Annotated in this window: 16 protein-coding genes and 2 pseudogenes; 3 read left to right on the top strand and 15 right to left on the bottom strand. The window is 67.3% G+C overall.

Annotation, left to right across the window (positions count from 1 at the left end; translation table 11 throughout):
- The 6 genes and pseudogenes from AC04L7_RS02410 to AC04L7_RS02435 all read right to left on the bottom strand — a co-directional run.
- Positions 1-182, bottom strand: a pseudogene (locus tag AC04L7_RS02410) (SIMPL domain-containing protein); the annotation flags it as partial.
- 67 nt (positions 183-249) lie between these two features.
- On the bottom strand, positions 250-1,314 hold the full coding sequence (locus tag AC04L7_RS02415; RefSeq protein ID WP_435996770.1) for a threonine aldolase family protein: 1,065 nt from the start codon (positions 1,312-1,314) through the stop codon (positions 250-252).
- Positions 1,314-2,783 carry an anthranilate synthase component I gene (gene trpE / locus AC04L7_RS02420; protein ID WP_435996768.1) on the bottom strand — a complete coding sequence of 490 codons (1,470 nt, stop codon included), beginning with the start codon at positions 2,781-2,783 and terminating at the stop codon, positions 1,314-1,316. The genes AC04L7_RS02415 and trpE overlap by 1 nt, the downstream gene beginning before the upstream one ends.
- 246 nt (positions 2,784-3,029) lie before the next feature.
- Positions 3,030-3,962, bottom strand: coding sequence for a lipid kinase YegS (yegS, locus tag AC04L7_RS02425; protein WP_435996766.1), 933 nt, complete (start codon positions 3,960-3,962; stop codon positions 3,030-3,032).
- 344 nt (positions 3,963-4,306) lie between these two features.
- Positions 4,307-4,981 (bottom strand): ribulose-phosphate 3-epimerase, encoded by a 675-nt coding sequence (gene rpe / locus AC04L7_RS02430; RefSeq protein ID WP_299340367.1) that lies wholly within the window; start codon positions 4,979-4,981, stop codon positions 4,307-4,309.
- An 8-nt stretch (positions 4,982-4,989) separates the two neighbouring features.
- Positions 4,990-5,319 carry a J domain-containing protein gene (locus AC04L7_RS02435; protein ID WP_296279451.1) on the bottom strand — a complete coding sequence of 110 codons (330 nt, stop codon included), beginning with the start codon at positions 5,317-5,319 and terminating at the stop codon, positions 4,990-4,992.
- A 197-nt stretch (positions 5,320-5,516) separates the two neighbouring features.
- Between AC04L7_RS02435 and AC04L7_RS02440 the strand changes: the two genes are divergently transcribed.
- Together AC04L7_RS02440 and AC04L7_RS02445 are read left to right on the top strand one after the other, a co-directional pair.
- Complete coding sequence (locus AC04L7_RS02440; RefSeq protein WP_299340364.1) at positions 5,517-6,443, top strand: phosphoribosylaminoimidazolesuccinocarboxamide synthase; 927 nt, start codon at positions 5,517-5,519, stop codon at positions 6,441-6,443.
- A 170-nt stretch (positions 6,444-6,613) separates the two neighbouring features.
- Positions 6,614-7,093, top strand: coding sequence for an Mpo1 family 2-hydroxy fatty acid dioxygenase (locus tag AC04L7_RS02445; protein WP_299340361.1), 480 nt, complete (start codon positions 6,614-6,616; stop codon positions 7,091-7,093).
- 82 nt (positions 7,094-7,175) lie between these two features.
- Here AC04L7_RS02445 and AC04L7_RS02450 read toward each other — a convergent pair whose 3' ends face one another.
- The 9 genes from AC04L7_RS02450 to AC04L7_RS02490 all read right to left on the bottom strand — a co-directional run bounded on the left by AC04L7_RS02450 (position 7,176) and on the right by AC04L7_RS02490 (position 15,762).
- On the bottom strand, positions 7,176-8,033 hold the full coding sequence (locus tag AC04L7_RS02450) for an SDR family oxidoreductase (protein WP_299340358.1): 858 nt from the start codon (positions 8,031-8,033) through the stop codon (positions 7,176-7,178).
- Positions 8,034-8,039: 6 nt separating this feature from the next.
- On the bottom strand, positions 8,040-8,411 hold the full coding sequence (locus AC04L7_RS02455; RefSeq protein ID WP_299340356.1) for a Na+/H+ antiporter subunit G: 372 nt from the start codon (positions 8,409-8,411) through the stop codon (positions 8,040-8,042).
- A complete protein-coding gene (locus AC04L7_RS02460) occupies positions 8,408-8,671 on the bottom strand; it encodes a K+/H+ antiporter subunit F (RefSeq protein WP_475512472.1) in 264 nt (87 codons plus the stop codon). The genes AC04L7_RS02455 and AC04L7_RS02460 overlap by 4 nt, the downstream gene beginning before the upstream one ends.
- Before the next feature lie 17 nt (positions 8,672-8,688).
- A complete protein-coding gene (locus AC04L7_RS02465; RefSeq protein ID WP_296279442.1) occupies positions 8,689-9,189 on the bottom strand; it encodes a Na+/H+ antiporter subunit E in 501 nt (166 codons plus the stop codon).
- 2 nt (positions 9,190-9,191) lie between these two features.
- Positions 9,192-10,757, bottom strand: coding sequence for a monovalent cation/H+ antiporter subunit D (locus AC04L7_RS02470; RefSeq protein WP_475512469.1), 1,566 nt, complete (start codon positions 10,755-10,757; stop codon positions 9,192-9,194).
- Positions 10,754-11,176 (bottom strand): Na+/H+ antiporter subunit C, encoded by a 423-nt coding sequence (locus tag AC04L7_RS02475; RefSeq protein ID WP_475512470.1) that lies wholly within the window; start codon positions 11,174-11,176, stop codon positions 10,754-10,756. Before AC04L7_RS02475 ends, AC04L7_RS02470 begins: the two co-directional genes overlap by 4 nt.
- A complete protein-coding gene (locus AC04L7_RS02480) occupies positions 11,176-14,007 on the bottom strand; it encodes a monovalent cation/H+ antiporter subunit A (RefSeq protein ID WP_475512471.1) in 2,832 nt (943 codons plus the stop codon). The genes AC04L7_RS02475 and AC04L7_RS02480 overlap by 1 nt, the downstream gene beginning before the upstream one ends.
- A 93-nt stretch (positions 14,008-14,100) precedes the next feature.
- Positions 14,101-15,051 carry a sodium:calcium antiporter gene (locus AC04L7_RS02485; protein ID WP_435996756.1) on the bottom strand — a complete coding sequence of 317 codons (951 nt, stop codon included), beginning with the start codon at positions 15,049-15,051 and terminating at the stop codon, positions 14,101-14,103.
- Between the two features lie 90 nt (positions 15,052-15,141).
- Positions 15,142-15,762, bottom strand: coding sequence for a lectin (locus AC04L7_RS02490; protein ID WP_296279433.1), 621 nt, complete (start codon positions 15,760-15,762; stop codon positions 15,142-15,144).
- Positions 15,763-15,887: 125 nt separating this feature from the next.
- On the opposite strand from AC04L7_RS02490, the pseudogene AC04L7_RS02495 reads away from it, so the two are divergent.
- Positions 15,888-16,191 (top strand): annotated as a pseudogene (locus tag AC04L7_RS02495) (hypothetical protein); the annotation flags it as partial.

Below are 16,191 nucleotides of genomic sequence, written 5' to 3' on the forward strand. Positions count from 1 at the left end.
TCCCCGGGGGACGGCATCGTGGACTGCACGAGGAAGTCCAGGGTGAAGCGGTCCGGCATGACGGTCCGTTCGGCCTGGCCCTTCACGAGCAGGTGCGGCTGGGAAGGCAGCGTGTTGACTTGTGCGGACAGGTGGGGCGACCACAGCAGGGTGGCGACCAGCAACAGGCAGCGAACRTTCATCGGACCTCTCCGTGGGTGGACCCTGGGGTGGAACGCACCGGCGGCGACAGCGGGGTTGCGTATCCGCTCACTCGGCGGCCCTCTCGTGGCGGATGTGTACGAGAACGTCCGCGAATGCCTCGATGGTGGACTCCGGCGTCGCCCACGATGTCATCAGCCGGATTACGGTGGTGGCGTCGCCGCGCCGCTCCCAGGTTTCGAACTCGACCCGCTGTTGCAGGCGCTCGACGACGGCATCGGGCAACACCGGGAACACCTGGTTGCTGGGCGAGTCCACCGCCAGCGGCACGCCCGCCTGCTGCAGGACCCCGCGCAACCGTTCGGCCATGACGTTGGCATGCGTCGCCAGCACGAAGTACAGGCCGTCCTCGAACAGGGCCTCGAACTGCGCACCGACTACCATGCCCTTGGCGAGCATCGCGCCGCGCTGCTTGATGATGTGGCGGAAATCGGCGCGCAGTGCCGGATTGATGATCACCAGGGCCTCGCCCAGCAGCGCACCGTTCTTGGTGCCGCCGATGTAGAACGCGTCCGCTTCCGCCGCCAGCACGGCCAGATCCACATCGTTGTCCTGCGTGGTCAGCGCTGAACCCAGCCGCGCGCCGTCCACATAAAGCAGCAGATCGCGAGCACGGCAGAACGTGCCGAGTGCATGCAGCTCCGCCGCGCTGTAGACGGTGCCCCACTCGGTGGTGTTGGAGATGTAGACCAGCCGGGGCTTCACCATGTGCTCGCTGGCGTGGCCGTCGATACACGGCTGGATGAGCGCCGGGCTCAACTTGCCGTCCGGCGTGGCGACCGTCAGCACCTTGTGCCCACCGGCCTCGATGGCGCCGGTCTCGTGCGTGGCGATATGGCCGCTGGCCGGCGCGATCACGGCCTCATGCGGACGCAGGAAGGCCGCGAGCGCGACGAGGTTGGCCTGCGTGCCGCCGGCAAGGAAATGCACGTCGGCGTCGCGGGCGAGACGGTCGCGGATCAGGGCCGCGGCGCGGACGCTGTGGACATCCAGCCCGTAGCCGCGGTTGATCTCGGCACTCGCCACGGCCAGCGCCTGCAGCAGGCGCGGATGCGCACCCTCGCTGTAGTCGTTGCGCAGGCTGATCCGGGCACCCTCGACCGCGGTCTCCATCACAGCCCCTTCGCCGCTTCAGCCACGGCGCGGAACAGCGCACGCCCCTTGTTCATCGTCTCGTCCCATTCCTTCTCGGGATCGGAGTCGTAGACGATGCCGGCACCGGCCTGCACGTGCAGGCGGCCATCCTTGATGACGGCGGTGCGGATGGCGATGGCGGTGTCGGCATCGCCGTGCCAGCCGATGTAGCCGATGCTACCGGCGTAGACGTTGCGCTTGATCGGCTCGAGTTCGCGGATGACTTCCAGCGCACGGATCTTCGGCGCACCGCTGACCGTGCCGGCGGGGAACGTCGCGCGCAGCACGTCCGCGTAACTCAGGCCCGGCAAGAGTTTTCCGGTGACTTCGCTGACGATGTGCATGACGTGGCTGTAGCGCTCGATGACGAACTGCTCGCCCACCTGCACCGTGCCGGCTTCCGACACGCGACCAGTGTCGTTGCGGCCCAGGTCGATCAGCATCAGATGCTCGGCGCGTTCCTTCGGATCGGCGAGCAACTCGGCTTCCAGCGCGAGATCCTCGTCGTGCGTCTTCCCACGTGGGCGCGTGCCCGCGATCGGCCGCACGGTCACTTCGCCCTGCTCCAGGCGCACCAGGATCTCGGGCGACGAGCCCACCACCTGCACGTCGCCGACGTCGAGGAAGTACATGTACGGCGAGGGATTCAGCGCACGCAGCGCGCGGTAGACATCCACCGGCCGCGCGTTGAAGGGCACGCTCAGGCGCTGGCTCAGCACCACCTGGAAGATGTCGCCGGCACGGATGTATTCCTTCGACTGCTCCACCGCGGCGATGAATCCGTCATGGGTGAAGCCGGAAACGAAGTGGCTCTCGTCCAGCACATCGCAGGCGATCGGGGTGGGGTACGAACCCGGCTGGCGCAGCTTGGCGGTCAGTGCGTCCAGCCGCGCCTGCGCCTGTTCCCATGCATCGGCTTCGCGCGGATCGGCGTGCACGATCAGGTAGAGCCGGCCCTTGAGGTTGTCGAACACGGCCACTTCTTCCGACAGCATCAGCAGGATGTCGGGCGTGTCCAGTTCATCGGGCTTCGCGCCCGTCGCCAGCCGGGGCTCGATATAGCCGATGCATTCGAAGCCGAACCAGCCGACCAGGCCGCCGGTGAATCCGGGCAGACCCTCGAGCTTCGGCACCGCATAAGCGGCGCGCAGTGCCTCTACTTCGGCGAACGGATCGGCGACCTCGCGCGTTTCGACCAGTTGGCCGTGATCGTGGATCTGCAGCGTGTGGCCCCGGAACGTCGCCACGCGGCGCACGGGCAGGCCGATGATGGAATAGCGGCCGAAGCGCTCGCCACCTTCCACCGATTCGAACAGGTAGGTGTATGGCGCGTCGGCGAGTTTCAGGTAGACCGAGAGCGGCGTGTCCAGGTCGGACAGCACTTCACGGACGACAGGGATGCGGTTGGAACCTTCAGCGTACTGCTGGAACTGGGCGTGCGAGATCAAGCGGGCTTTCCTTCCGGGACACGGTGACGGTGCGGGCGACGGCAACGGGCCACCATCGCCAGCCATGGCGTGCGGAATCTTTGGAAAGCGGGAGCACGGGATGGGACACGGGCCTACTTTACCCGACGCATCGGGCCGACGACCACTGGGGAACGCATGAATTGTTGCCGTCATCCGCGCGGCGTTCAACAGACGCACGTCTGGTCAGGCGGGAATGACGAGCAAACGAGCGCTTTCAGCGCTTCCCTAAGGTTGCATCCGCAACGGACAGGCCTCTGGCAGATGCATGCGGACCCGGCCGGAAACGCACTCGATGCGGAAACGGCGGGACTGCACGGGCTCGCCGTCCAGATTGAGGGTCAGTGGCTGGTCCGCGTCCAGTTCCACCCAGGGCAGCCGTGCGCGGGTGGCGACGCGGTCCAGCGCCGCATGCTTGCCGTCCTTGACCAGCGTCCCGAGGGTGGCGGCGACTTCGCCGGACAGCTCCGGCACGAGCGTCACGTCCAGYAGGCCGTCATCGACCAGCGCATCCGGGCACAGCGCTTGCCCGCCGCCGGCCTGGCGCCCGTTGCCGATGCCGAGTGCAATGAAGTCGCCCCGCCAGTCGAACTCCGGGCCGCGCACGCTCGCGGTCATCGGCTCGATGCGCCCCAGCCTGGCGATACCGGTGATGAGATAGGCCAGACCGCCGAGCATCTTCTTCAGGCCTTCGTCGGTTTCCACCGTCACCTCGGTACCGAAGCCGCCACTGGCGAGGTTGGCGCACCAGTGCACACCGTCGTCGGCCTCGATGCGCAGCAGGTCCAGCGGCACGGCGGCCGCCGCGTGGACGAGCTGCAGCGCAGGCAGCGCGTCGTCCGGAATTCCGGCGGCGGTGGCGAAGTCGTTCGCGGTGCCCAGCGGCACCAACCCGAGCGAAGGCAGCGCGTCGGCTCTCTGGTCGCGGTGAGCGAGGGTCGTCGCCACTTCGCTGAGCGTGCCGTCGCCGCCCCCGGCGATGACGGTGTCCACGCCATCGGCGATCGCCTCCGCGACATAGCGCTCGGCGTCGCCATCCTCCCAGGTCACCCGCACGTCAAGGGCGATGCCGTCTTCGCGCATCTTCGCCACGGCCTCGCGCAGGTCGTCATCGCCGGCGGACTTGCCGTTGAGGATGAGGCGCCAGCGGGGTGTGGTCATGGGGGGTCCTTGGTGGAAGCGCCGAGCATAGCGTTTCCCTCTGTAGGAGCGACGTGAGTCGCGACCGCACGTTATGGCTGGCAGGGAAGCCGCGGACCCGTAATCCCGGAACTCGAAGTCAACGGTCGCGACTCACGTCGCTCCTACAAGGGCAAAGCCGCTGTCACGGACTCGTCACAGTCGGTTCGTAGTATGGAAGGCCATAGCAGGGACGACGGGCGGAGGCAGGATCAGCCTCCAATTCTTCCGGGGCGGTGGCGAAAGCCATCGCCTTTTTCAATGTAGAGCCGAGCCTGCTCGGCTGTTTGCAAGGCAAGCGGAGCAAGCTCCGCTCTATGCACCCTTCAGCTGCGCGCATGCGCCACGGCCTGGCGCATGCGATCGATCACGTCGTTGTAGTCCGGTGCATTGAAGATCGCCGAGCCGGCGACGAAGGCATCCGCGCCCGCAGCCGCGATCTGGCCGATGTTGTCGGCCTTCACGCCACCGTCGATCTCCAGGCGGATGTCCTTGCCGGTCTTGTCGATCATCGCGCGCACGGCCCGCAGCTTGTCCAGCGCCGACGGAATGAAGGCCTGCCCGCCGAAGCCCGGGTTCACCGACATCAGCAGCACCAGGTCCAGTTCCGGCAGCACCCAGTCCAGCACTTCGACCGGCGTGCCGGGGTTGAGCACCAGGCCGGCCTTGCAGCCCAGCGACTTGATCAGCTGGATCGTGCGGTGCACGTGCTTCGAGGCTTCCGGGTGGAAGCTGATGATGCTGGCGCCGGCTTCGGCGAAGTCCGGGATGATGCGGTCCACCGGCTCCACCATCAGGTGCACGTCGATCGGCGCGGTGACGCCATGCTTGCGCAGCGCGCTGCACACCAGCGGGCCGATGGTCAGATTGGGGACGTAGTGGTTGTCCATCACGTCGAAGTGGACCCAGTCGGCGCCGGCCTTCAGTACGTTGTCGACTTCCTCGCCGAGGCGGGCGAAGTCCGCGGACAGGATGGACGGGGCGATGATGCAGTTCGACATGGAGAGGCTCACTTGCGCTTGCGCTGGGTCTTGATGCGGTCGTAGGCGGCGTTGATCTCGCCTGCCTTCCGTTCGGCCTGGCGGCGCAGGTCTTCCGCGGCACCAGCCATCTTGTCGGGGTGGTACTGGGAAATGAGCCGGCGATAAGCCTGATCGACCTCAGCATCGCTGGCGTCGCTGGTCAGGCCGAGCGCGCGATACGGATTGTCGCGGCCGAGCCTGAACCAGTCCTCGTCGAAGGCATGGCCGATGATCAGGCCCACCAGGCCGCCCAGGGGATGGCGCATCAGCAGCCAACCGGCCACGAATCCCAGCAGTTTTCCGTACCAGCGCTTCATTCGGCCCGCCTTCTCCGGCAATCGCGGCATTTTACGGCACACGCCGCCCGTCAGCCCGTACACTACGCGGCCCGGTCAGGTACCCGGCCCCGCCACCGCGGGTAGACGGCCGCCCCGGGGCACGGGCGCACGGCCTGCCGCACGCCCCGACGACGCTGTACCGCTTCGCTGGTTTCCGGACTCCCCAAGGAGTGTTTGTGCCCACGACGTTGCTTCAATCCGATCTGCCCGGCCTCACCCTGCGCCATCGCGGCAAGGTCCGCGACGTGTTCGACCTGCCCCGCGAGCGCCTGCCCGCCGATGCGCCCCCGGGCGACTACCTGCTGATGGTCGCCACCGACCGCCTCAGCGCGTTCGACGTGGTGCTGCCCGACCCCATTCCCGGCAAGGGCGAGATGCTCTGCCAGATCTCCAACTTCTGGTTCGCCAAGACCGCGCACCTGATGCCGAACCACCTGACCGGCATCGACGTGGCCAGCGTGCTGCCGGCCGGCGTCGACGCCTCGCTGTACGCCAAGCGCGCGGTGGTGACGAAGAAGCTCAAGCCGGTGCCGGTGGAAGCCATTGCGCGCGGCTACCTGATCGGCAGCGGCTGGAAGGATTACCAGCGCACCGGCAAGGTCAGCGGCATCGAGCTGCCCGACGGCCTCCGCCAGGCGGAGAAGCTGGCCGAGCCGATCTTCACCCCGTCGACCAAGGCCGCGGTCGGCGACCACGACGAGAACATCGACTTCGACGCCATGGTGAAGACCGTCGGCGCCGAACTGGCCGAGCGCGTGCGCGACGCCACCCTGCGCATCTACCGCTTCGCCGCCGATGTCGCCGCCGAACGCGGCATCCTGCTGGCCGACACCAAGTTCGAGTTCGGCACGGACGAAGACGGCCGCCTCTACATCATGGACGAGATGCTGACTCCGGATTCCTCGCGCTATTGGCCCGCGGACCAGTACGAAGTCGGCACCAGCCCGCCGAGCTACGACAAGCAGTTCGTGCGCGACTACCTGGAAACGCTGGACTGGAACAAGACCGCGCCCGGCCCGGCGCTGCCCGCCCAGGTCATCGAGCGCACACGCGCCAAGTACGCCGAAGCGCTGCAGAAACTGGCCGGCATCGTCGTCGATTGACCCCTGTGGGAGCGACGTCAGTCGCGATGGAAGGCCGCGGCCAGACTGATCGCGACTGACGTCGCTCCCACAGTCGAACCTCTCCACCGACCTGACGGCCGGGCCGGCAGCGCCCGACGGGCTGGGGTATGCTCCATACCCTGCCGCATTGCCATCCTCGGGAGGGATGAATGAACGCGACCGCGCAACGTCCGGTGGACCGCTGGTTCGCCAGTTATTCCGGCGACCACGTCAACGAGACCAACCAGCTGATCCACGTGTTCGCCGTGCCGGCGATCCTGTGGACGGTGGTGGCGCTGCTCTGGTGCATCCCGGTGTTCGGCACCTGGGTGAAATCCGGCATGTGGGCGGCGCTGGCGATGTTCGGCGCGTGGATGTACTACTACAAACTCTCGCGACCGCTCGGTTTCGGCATGCTGGCGATCTTCATCGCGATGGCGTGGCTGACGCGCTGGCTGGAAGCCGTGCTCGGGCTGCAGAACCTGTTCTTCGTGGCGGTCGCAGTGTTCGTGCTGGCGTGGATCGCCCAGTTCATCGGCCACAAGATCGAGGGCAAGAAGCCGAGCTTCCTGACCGACCTGACCTACCTGCTGATCGGGCCGGCCTGGGTTCTGAGCAAGTTCTACAGGAAGATGGGCTGGAAGTACTGAGTAGGGCCGAGCTGAGCTTGCTTGGCTGATGCCGTGCACGGCATCGATCTGAACTGCGAACAGCAGCGGAGCAAGCTCCGCTCTACGATTCCACCGCGCGCTTGTCGACCATGAATTTCCGCGGCACGTAGCCGAAGTCGCGTCGCGCCGGCGCCGCATCGAACACCAGATCCTCGCGCATGCGCGCCACCGCATCGTCGGTGAGCCCTCGCATCGCGCCCGCCATCCGGGCGAACGACAGCACCGCGCGGAAGACCGGCATCGGCAGCTGCCATAGCGTCGCCGGCGGATCGAGCGCCTTCAGCGTGCGCGACACCATGTCGCTGTAGGCCAGCGTTTCGCCTCCCGGCAGCGAATAGGCATGTCCGTGGGTGGCGGATGCCTCCACGACGGCGAGTGCTGCCATCGCCAGATCGTCGACGTGCACCGGCTGGCGCTTGCCCTCGGCGCCACGCGGCAACACGAAGAAGCCCACGCGCCGCGCCATCGCCGCGATCCGCGCGAGCGTCTGGTCGCGTCCTGCGCCATAGACCAGGGTCGGACGCAGCAACGTTGCTGCGGCGCCATTGGCCGACGCGGTCTCGAACACGGTTCGTTCGGCGGTCTGCAGCCGCGCGACGACGTCGCGCTCGTGCGCGTCGCCCGACGCTTTCTTGGTGTCGAGGCTGGTGGATCCGAACGCGACCACGCGTGGCGCCGCGACCAGCCCGCGGGCATACCACTGCGCGAAACCATCCAGCGGGCCGGTGCTGAAGATCACATCGACGCTGTCGGGCAGTCCCTCGATGCCGGCGAACCCGCCCGGCAGCCACTGCACGTTCGACAACGGAGGACGCGCGGTCCGCGATACCGCGAACACCTGCCAGTCGCGTGCGTCGAGCCGCGCGAGCAGCGCCTCGCCGATCTGGCCGCTGGCACCGAAGACGAGGGCGGTACGCATTGCGGATCAGGCGTCCTGGCCGGCGTCTTCGTCGACCGCATCGACGGGCTTGGCCGGTTCACCGCCCGGCATCGGGGGACGCTCGGCCATGTGCAGCGACAGCGCGGCCTTGGCCATCAGGTGCGCGCTGATCGGCGCGGTGATGAAGAGGAACGCGGTGATCAGCAGTTCGCGCGGCTGCGGATCGGTGCCGCTCAGCGCGTGATAGCCGACCGACGCGATCAGCATGCAGCCCACGCCCAGCGTACTGGCCTTGGTGGGGCCGTGAAGGCGCTTGAAGAACTCCGACAGCTTCAACAGGCTGAAGGAGCCGACCAGGATGAAGAAGCTGCCCACGGCCAGCAGCAGCACCAGCAGGATGGCGAAGACCCAGCTCATTCGACGATGTCCCGGCGCAGCACGTACTTGCTCAGCACCACGGTGCCGACGAAGCCCAGCATGGCGATGATCAGCGCCGCTTCGAAGTAGACTGCCGTGCCCAGGTACATGCCGAACAGCACCAGCTGCGCGATCGCCGCCACGAACAGCGTATCGAGCGCGAGGATGCGGTCGGGCACGCTGGGCCCGCGAACGAGCCGCACGAGTRCCAACAGCATCGCCAGCCCGACCACGTGCATCGAGCCCACGATCGCGTACATCACTAGCGCCTGCGGGGTCACGGGAATATCTCCATCAGCGGCATTTCATAGCGTGTCTTGATCTGCCGGATCACCTCGTCGGCATCATCCAGGTTCAACACATGCACCAGCAGGTGGCTCCGGTCATCCGACAGCACCGACGACACCGTGCCGGGGGTCAGCGTGATGATGCTGGTCAGGGCCGCAATGCCATGGATGTTGTTGATGTCGAGCGGCACCCAGATGAAGCCGGGGCGGATGTTCCGTTCGGGACCGAGCACCTGCAGCGCCACGGTCACGTTCGCCTGCACGATGTCCAGCGCCAGCACGCCCAGCATGCGCGGCACGCTGCGCAGGCGGCCGATGCTCGCGAACTCGCGGTCCAGCCGTGCGGCGAAGGGAGGAATCAACAACGCCAGCAGCAGCGCCATCGTCACCTGGCCCGCGCTGATCTCGTCGTTCATCAGCAGCCAGAAGCAGAACACCGTCACGCTCAGCGGCAGCGACGGCAGCAAGCGCTTGCGCAAGGTCGCAGCCATGCTCAGGGTTCCCTCAGGATGGGCGCGGCGGCGCGCATGTGATCGACGTAGTCTTCGGGCGCCTGCAGCTGCGCCGCAGTGGCCCGCGTGTAGTCCAGGATCGGCGACGCAGCGAGCACCAGGGCGATGCCATAGGCGAGCAACAGCACAACGGCCGCCGTCTCGAGCGGACGCGAGGGTGCCACCGCCACCTGGTCGGCAGGCATGAATGCTTCCTGCCGTTCCGCACTCGCGTCCGGCCACGGCTCCACGCGCCAGAACAACCGCGTGCCCGCGCGCGCCAATCCGACCAGCATCAGGAAACTGGTGCCCAGCACCAGCGCCCAGATCCAGAACGTACGCGGACCGGAGGGCACCGCTTCCAGCAGCAGCAGCTTGCCGATGAAGCCCGACAGCGGCGGAAGGCCCGCCAGCGAAACCGCAGCGACCAGGAACAGCAGGCCCGGCACGGTCTTGTCGGGCAGCGCCGCGATCACGTCCTTGCGGTCGCTGGCACGGCCACGCCGGCGACGGATCAGGTCCGCCAGCAGGAACAGTGCGGCACCCGCGAAACTGCTGTGTACCAGGTAATACAGCCCCGCACCGATCGTGCCGGCGGTATGCAGTGCGAATGCAACGAACAGCGTCGCCGCCGAGCCCAGCACAAGATATGCGGCCAGCGCGCGAAGCCGGTTCGCCGCCAGGACGCCCAGCGACGCCAGCACCAGCGTCGCCGCGCCCAGCGCCAACAGTGCGGGCCAGGCGAACCCGTCCAGCGGTCCCGCTGCGCCGAAGGTCAGCGTGCCCAACCGCAACACCGCGTACAGGCCGACCTTGGTCATGATGGCGAACAGGCCGGCGACCGCTGCCGGCGCGTGGGTATAGGTTTCGGGAAGCCAGAAATACATCGGCAGCAACGCCGCTTTCGCGCAGAACACCACGAACAGCAGGCCTGCCGCCGCCTGCACCAGCGCGATGTCGCCCGGCGGCAGTTTCGCCACCCGCACCGACAGCTCGGCCATGTTCAACGAGCCGAGCAGTCCGTACAGAAGTCCCAGCGCAATCAGGAACAGTGTCGACGCCGCGATGTTGAACGTCACGTAATGCAGGCCCGCGCGCATCCGCTCGCCACGACCACCGCTGAGCATCAACCCGTACGACGAGATCAGCAGTACTTCGAAGAACACGAACAGATTGAAGATGTCGCCGGTCAGGAACGCGCCGTTCAAGCCCATCAGCTGGAACTGGAAGAACGCGTGGAAGTGCGGTGCGCGCCTGTCCCAGCCGGCGCATGCGTGCAGCAGGCAGGCCGCACCCAGCAGCAGGCCCACCAGCAGCATCAGGGCGGACAGCCGGTCCACTATCAGCACGATGCCCAATCGCGCCGGCCAGTCGCCGAGCAGGTAGACCGAGACCTCGCCGGACCCCGCGGACGCGACCAGCACGCAGGCCACGGCCRGCATGGCGAAGATCGAGGCCCACGCGACGATGCGCTGCGGGACCATGCCGAACCGGCGGTGTTCGAAGAACAGCGCGATCGACGCAGCGAACAGCGGGATCAGGATCGGCAGCACCGGCAGATGGCTCATGCGCGTGGCTCCGCCTCATCGGCCTTGGCGGCATCGCGGGCTTCATCGTGCCGGCGCTGCTCGGCGGCGAGGAACGCACGCTCGGCCCTGCTGCCGTCGACATGGTCGCTGTCGTTGTCGCCACGGCTGCRGATGGCCAGCACCACGGTCACCGCCGTCATCGCGAAAGCGATCACGATGGCCGTCAGCACCAATGCCTGCGGCAGCGGATCGGTGTAGTTCGCCAGGGTCGGCGCCACGCCGTCGCGCAGCACCGCCGGCTTGCCGGGCACCAGCCGACCGCCGCTGAAGATCAGCAGGTTGGTCGCATACGAGAGCAGCGTAAGCCCCAGGATGACGTCGAAACTGCGCGCACGCAGCAGCAGGTACACCCCGGCTGCGGTAAGGATGCCGATCGCGCTCGCCATGGCCAGTTCCATCAGCGCAGTTCTCCGGTACGGGTGGAGCGTTCGCCCGGCTCCATCACGCCCAGGTGCGAGACGCGCGTGCGCGAGGGCTTGATGGTGCCCATCATCGACAGGATCAGCATTGCGCCACCGAACACCACCAGGTAGACGCCGGTGTCGAAGCCGATCGCGCTGGCAAGGGGCACCTTCCCGATGATCGGCAGCTCGAGATCCAGATGCCCGCTGGTCAGGAACGGCACGCCAAAGCCCATCGACGCCACGCCGCTCAGGCCGGCGACGATCAGGCCCACGCCGATGCAGCGTACGTAATCGAAGCCGAAGCGGGATTCCACCGAGGCCGCGCCTTGGATCACGTACTGCACCAACAGAGGTACCGCCAGTACGAGGCCGGCGATGAAACCGCCACCCGGTGCGTTGTGGCCGCGCAGGAACAGGAATACGGAGACGGTCAGCGTGAGCGGGAACATGATCTGCGCCAGGTCCGCCGGTACCGGCAGCGGGATCGGCGAGCCGGACATGATCTTCTCCGGCGCCATCCGCGCACGGCGCAGCAGCGCGTGCACGATCAGCGCGGCGATGCCGAACACGGTGATCTCGCCGAACGTATCGAAGCCGCGGAAATCCACCAGGATCACGTTGACCACGTTGCTGCCATAGGCCTCGGGCAGCGAACGCGCCAGCAGTTCGCCGCTGATCGTGTCGCCCGGCCGTGTCATTACCAGATAGGACAGTACGCCCGTGCCGATGCCCGCCGCGAGCGCCACCACGATGTCGCGCACGCGGCGGCGCGGCGTGCGCTCGGGCGGCGAGCGCGGCGGCAGATAGTGCAGGCCCAGCAGCAGCAGGACCAGGCTGACCATTTCCACCATCAACTGCGTCAGGGCCAGATCCGGCGCCGACAGGAACACGAACGTCAGGCTGACCACCAGTCCCGCGCCGCCGAGCACCACGACGGCGAGCAGCCGTTGCCGGTACAGGCGGATCGTCCACACGGCGCAGGTCACTAGCACCAGCCACAGCAGCCAGCCGAGCAGCGGCATCGGCTGCGGCGCGCGCCATGACAGCGGCACGGCGTCACTTGCGACGAAGGGCGCCGCGCCCGCCGCGATCGCCGCCAGCACCAGGAGCAGCAGGCTGCGCTGCAGGCTGCCATTGGCGAGCCTGGCGGTGAAACGGCCCGCCAGCGCATAGAGCGCCTCCATGTTCCAGCGGAACACGACACGTCCGAACGACTGCCATGCGATGGCATGCAGGTCGAACAGACGGCGCAGCCCGAAGTACAGCGCAATGCCACCCGCGATGCCCGCCAGGCTCATCAACAGCGGCGTGTTGATGCCGTGCCAGACCGCCAGGCTGTAGGCGGGCATGGCCTCGCCGAGGATCGCTCCGGCACCGGCATGCAACACCGGCGCCACCGTCCAGGCGGGAAACATGCCCACCGCCACGCAAAGCACCACGAGCACCTCCACCGGGATCTTCATCCAGCGCGGCGGCTCGTGCGGCGTGACATCCAGGGCGCGCGGTCCCTGGCCGAAGAACGTTTCGTAGACGAAGCGCAGGCTGTAGGCCACGCCGAAAATGCCGTACAGCAGCGCGGCGACGGCGATCGCATTCCGCATCGCACGGTGCCCGGGGATATCGATCGCCTCGGCGAAGAACATTTCCTTCGACAGGAACCCGTTGAGCAGCGGAATGCCTGCCATCGCAAGCGACGCGATGATCGCCAGCGCACTGGTCCACGGCAGGTAGCGCCGCAGGTTCCCCAGCCTGCGCATGTCGCGGGTGCCCGTCTCGTGGTCGATGATGCCCGCCGCCATGAACAGCGACGCCTTGAACGTGGCGTGGTTGAGGATGTGGAACACGCCGGCCACCACGGCCATCGGCGTGGAGATGCCGAACAGCAGCGTGATCRGGCCGAGGTGGGAGATCGTCGAATACGCCAGCAACCCCTTGAGGTCGTGCTGGAAGATGGCGTACCAGGCGCCAACCAGCAGCGTCAGTGCGCCGACGCTGGTCACCACGTAGAAGAACAGGTCGGTGCCCGCAAGCGCAGGATGCAGGCGCGCAAGCAGGAACACGCCGGCCTTCACCATCGTCGCCGAATGCAGGTAGGCCGATACCGGCGTGGGCGCCGCCATCGCATGCGGCAGCCAGAAATGCAGCGGGAACTGCGCGCTCTTGGTGAACACGCCCGCCAGCACCAGCAGCAGGGCCCACGGATACAGCGTGCTCGCACGGATCAGGTCGCCCGACGCCAGCACGATATCCAGGTCGTAGCTCCCGACGATGCGGCCGATCAGCAACACGCCGCCCAGCAACGCCAGTCCGCCCGCGCCCGTGATCGCCAGCGCCATGCGCGCACCTTCACGCGCATCCTGGCGATGCGACCAGAAGCCGATCAGCAGGAACGAACTGATGCTGGTCAGTTCCCAGAACACCACCAGCAACAGCAGGTTGCCGGCCAATACCACGCCGAGCATCGACCCCATGAAGAGCAGCAGGCTGGCGAAGAAGCGCGGCGCGCTGTCCTTCTCGCAGAGGTAGTAGCGCGCGTACATCACCACCAGCGCACCGATCGCCAGCACCAACCCGGCGAACATCCACGCCAACCCGTCCAGGCGCAGCGTGAACGCGAGACCGATCTGCGGGATCCACGCATGATCGGCGCGCAGGTTCCACCCTTGCAGCACGCTCGGCGTCATCCACGCCAGCAGCACCAGGCCCAGCAGCGGTGCGAGCCCGGCCAGCCATGCGGTGGCGCCGCGCGGCAGGCCGCGCGCCAGCGCCACCACCAGCGCGAGCACGAATGGCAGCGCCAGCAGGATTTCAAGGAAAGGAATCATCTACCGCCTTGCGTTGCAGGGAATGCGTCATTCGCGAGCAATCGCCCCGAGTTTAACAAACCCGTTCACATTAGCCTGACCCCGCGGTTCAGGTCAGGCGAGCAATGCGATCTCCAGGATCAGCCAGCCGACGAAGGCGGCGAGCAGGATGCCGCCTTCCACGCGGCTGATACGCAGGTCGCCGCGCAGCATGGGATACAGCACCAGCACGAACGCGATGGCCGCCGGCAGTTCCAGCCGCACGAAGGACTCCGGCAGCGCCAGCGGACGGAATGCCGCCATGCCGCCTACCACCACCAGCAGATTGAACAGGCTGGAGCCGATGACGTGRCCGGCGACCATGTCGCCCTGTCCACGCCGCGCCGCCATGGCTGCGGCCGCGATCTCCGGCAGCGCCGTGCCGATGGCGACCGGCAGCAGGCCGGTGAGCAGCGGCGACAACCCCCATCCCTCCCCGATCACCGGCGCTGCCTGAACCACGTAGCGTGCGCCGAAGTACAGCAGGGCCGCCGCCACCGCGAATCGCAGCAGGTTCAACCAGAGCACGGTGCGCGTGCTGGCGAACGCCTCGACGTCGGTCCGCACCGCCTGCGCTTCGCGTGGCGCGCGCGCCAGCAGGAACGCCAGCGCCGCGACGAAACCCAGCAACAGCATGCCGCCTTCGACGCGACTGACCACGCCATCCAGGCCGAACACGATCAGCCCCAGCGAGGCCAGCGCCAGAAATACCAGCAACGGGGACAGCACGCGCAACCGCACGAGCACCGGCGCGGCGAGCGCCGCCACGCCCAGCGTCAGGCCCAGGTTGACGATGTTGCTGCCTACCGCATTGCCGAGAGCGAGTTCCTGCGCCCCGACCCAGGCCGCGCGCGCATTGACCGCCAGTTCCGGCAACGACGTGCCGAACGCGATCAGCAACAGGCCTGCCACGAAGGGGGACGCGCCGATCCGCTGCGCCAGCCCGGATGCACCCTTGACGATCGAGTCGCCGCCCAGCGCCAGCAGCACCAGTCCCAGCGCGAAATATCCCCAGGCTTCCGTCATCGCACGACCCCTTCCCGTGTGGTGTGCGGCGATTCTATGCCTGCGCGCGACGGTGGAGCCAGCATGGGCACCGCCGCGCGGCGGAATGGCTCAGGAACAGCCTTCCACGTAGTCGACCTGCGGCGACAGGCCCACGCGCCAGGCGGTGACCTTGCCGGATGCGTCGGCCTCGAACACCAGGCGGGTCGGTGCCACGTCGCCCGCGTCCATCGCCAGGTACTGGCCACCCTGCGTGTACTTGTGAGGCGAGGCCTTCAACGCGCCGCCATAGAGCTTCTGCAATTCATCGATGCCCATCCCGACCTTGCCGCCACCCGGCGCGGTTTCCTTGTCGGTGCCGACGTCGTAGCGAACGAACTTGCCTTCTTCCATCATGAAAGCGAAGTCGGCGGGGCGGGTGATCCACTTCGGCCACAGGTAGTGGCAGGTGGTGCCCTCCATCGGCGCGCCATTGAGTTCACCGCCCCATGCCGCGCGTGCCTCATCGACCGTGCTGCCCAGCTTCATGTCGCCGTAGCCGAGGAAACTGGCCTGGGTCACCGGACCGGCGGGCGCGGCGGTGTCGTCCACGGCGGGCGTCGGTGCCGGGGCTTCCGCCATCGGTGTGCTGGTCGCCGTGGTCGTCGGCTCGGCTGGCGGCGTACCGGCTTCTTCGCGCTGGCACGCGGACAACAAGGTGACGACCATCACGATCGGCAGCATCGACTTCATCGGCTCTCTCCATTGCACAAACCTGAATCGTAGCGTTCACGCGTTAATTCGCTGCGAACGTGCAGTTGTCATGCGCACTTCATGGCCGGCGAATAGCCTGCGCGCGACCTTCCGCTCCTTTCGCCATGCGACCGTCGAAAACCGATCTGGCCCGTGACATCCTGCAGGCCCACACGGGTGCACTGGGCATGCGCGAGCGACGCACGCTGATCCTCTGCGACGGTCGACGCGACCTCGCCGAGCTGGTGCAGTTGCTGGGACAGGATGCACCGCTGCTGGTGCARCGCCTGGTACAGGCCGGATATCTCGTCGACGGGTCGCGCATGCAGGTCACCGCGCCTGCCGCCGCCGTCGTCGCTTCCGCCACTACTCCAGGACCACGGCGTTCGCTGGTGGCGGCCAAGGTCTACCTGTCGGGCATGCTGGAAC

Source organism: Pseudoxanthomonas sp. LjRoot204_2 (assembly GCF_056175765.1).

Bases quoted from the DNA above. Each gene is read 5' to 3' on its own strand.
- AC04L7_RS02455 (WP_299340356.1), bottom strand. From the start codon at position 8,411: ATGAGCTGGGTCTTCGCCATCCTGCTGGTGCTGCTGCTGGCCGTGGGC.
- rpe (WP_299340367.1), bottom strand. From the start codon at position 4,981: ATGTCGAACTGCATCATCGCCCCGTCCATCCTGTCCGCGGACTTCGCC.
- AC04L7_RS02450 (WP_299340358.1), bottom strand. From the start codon at position 8,033: ATGCGTACCGCCCTCGTCTTCGGTGCCAGCGGCCAGATCGGCGAGGCG.
- AC04L7_RS02445 (WP_299340361.1), top strand. From the start codon at position 6,614: ATGAACGCGACCGCGCAACGTCCGGTGGACCGCTGGTTCGCCAGTTAT.
- AC04L7_RS02415 (WP_435996770.1), bottom strand. From the start codon at position 1,314: ATGGAGACCGCGGTCGAGGGTGCCCGGATCAGCCTGCGCAACGACTAC.
- AC04L7_RS02465 (WP_296279442.1), bottom strand. From the start codon at position 9,189: ATGGCTGCGACCTTGCGCAAGCGCTTGCTGCCGTCGCTGCCGCTGAGC.
- AC04L7_RS02435 (WP_296279451.1), bottom strand. From the start codon at position 5,319: ATGAAGCGCTGGTACGGAAAACTGCTGGGATTCGTGGCCGGTTGGCTG.
- AC04L7_RS02490 (WP_296279433.1), bottom strand. From the start codon at position 15,762: ATGAAGTCGATGCTGCCGATCGTGATGGTCGTCACCTTGTTGTCCGCG.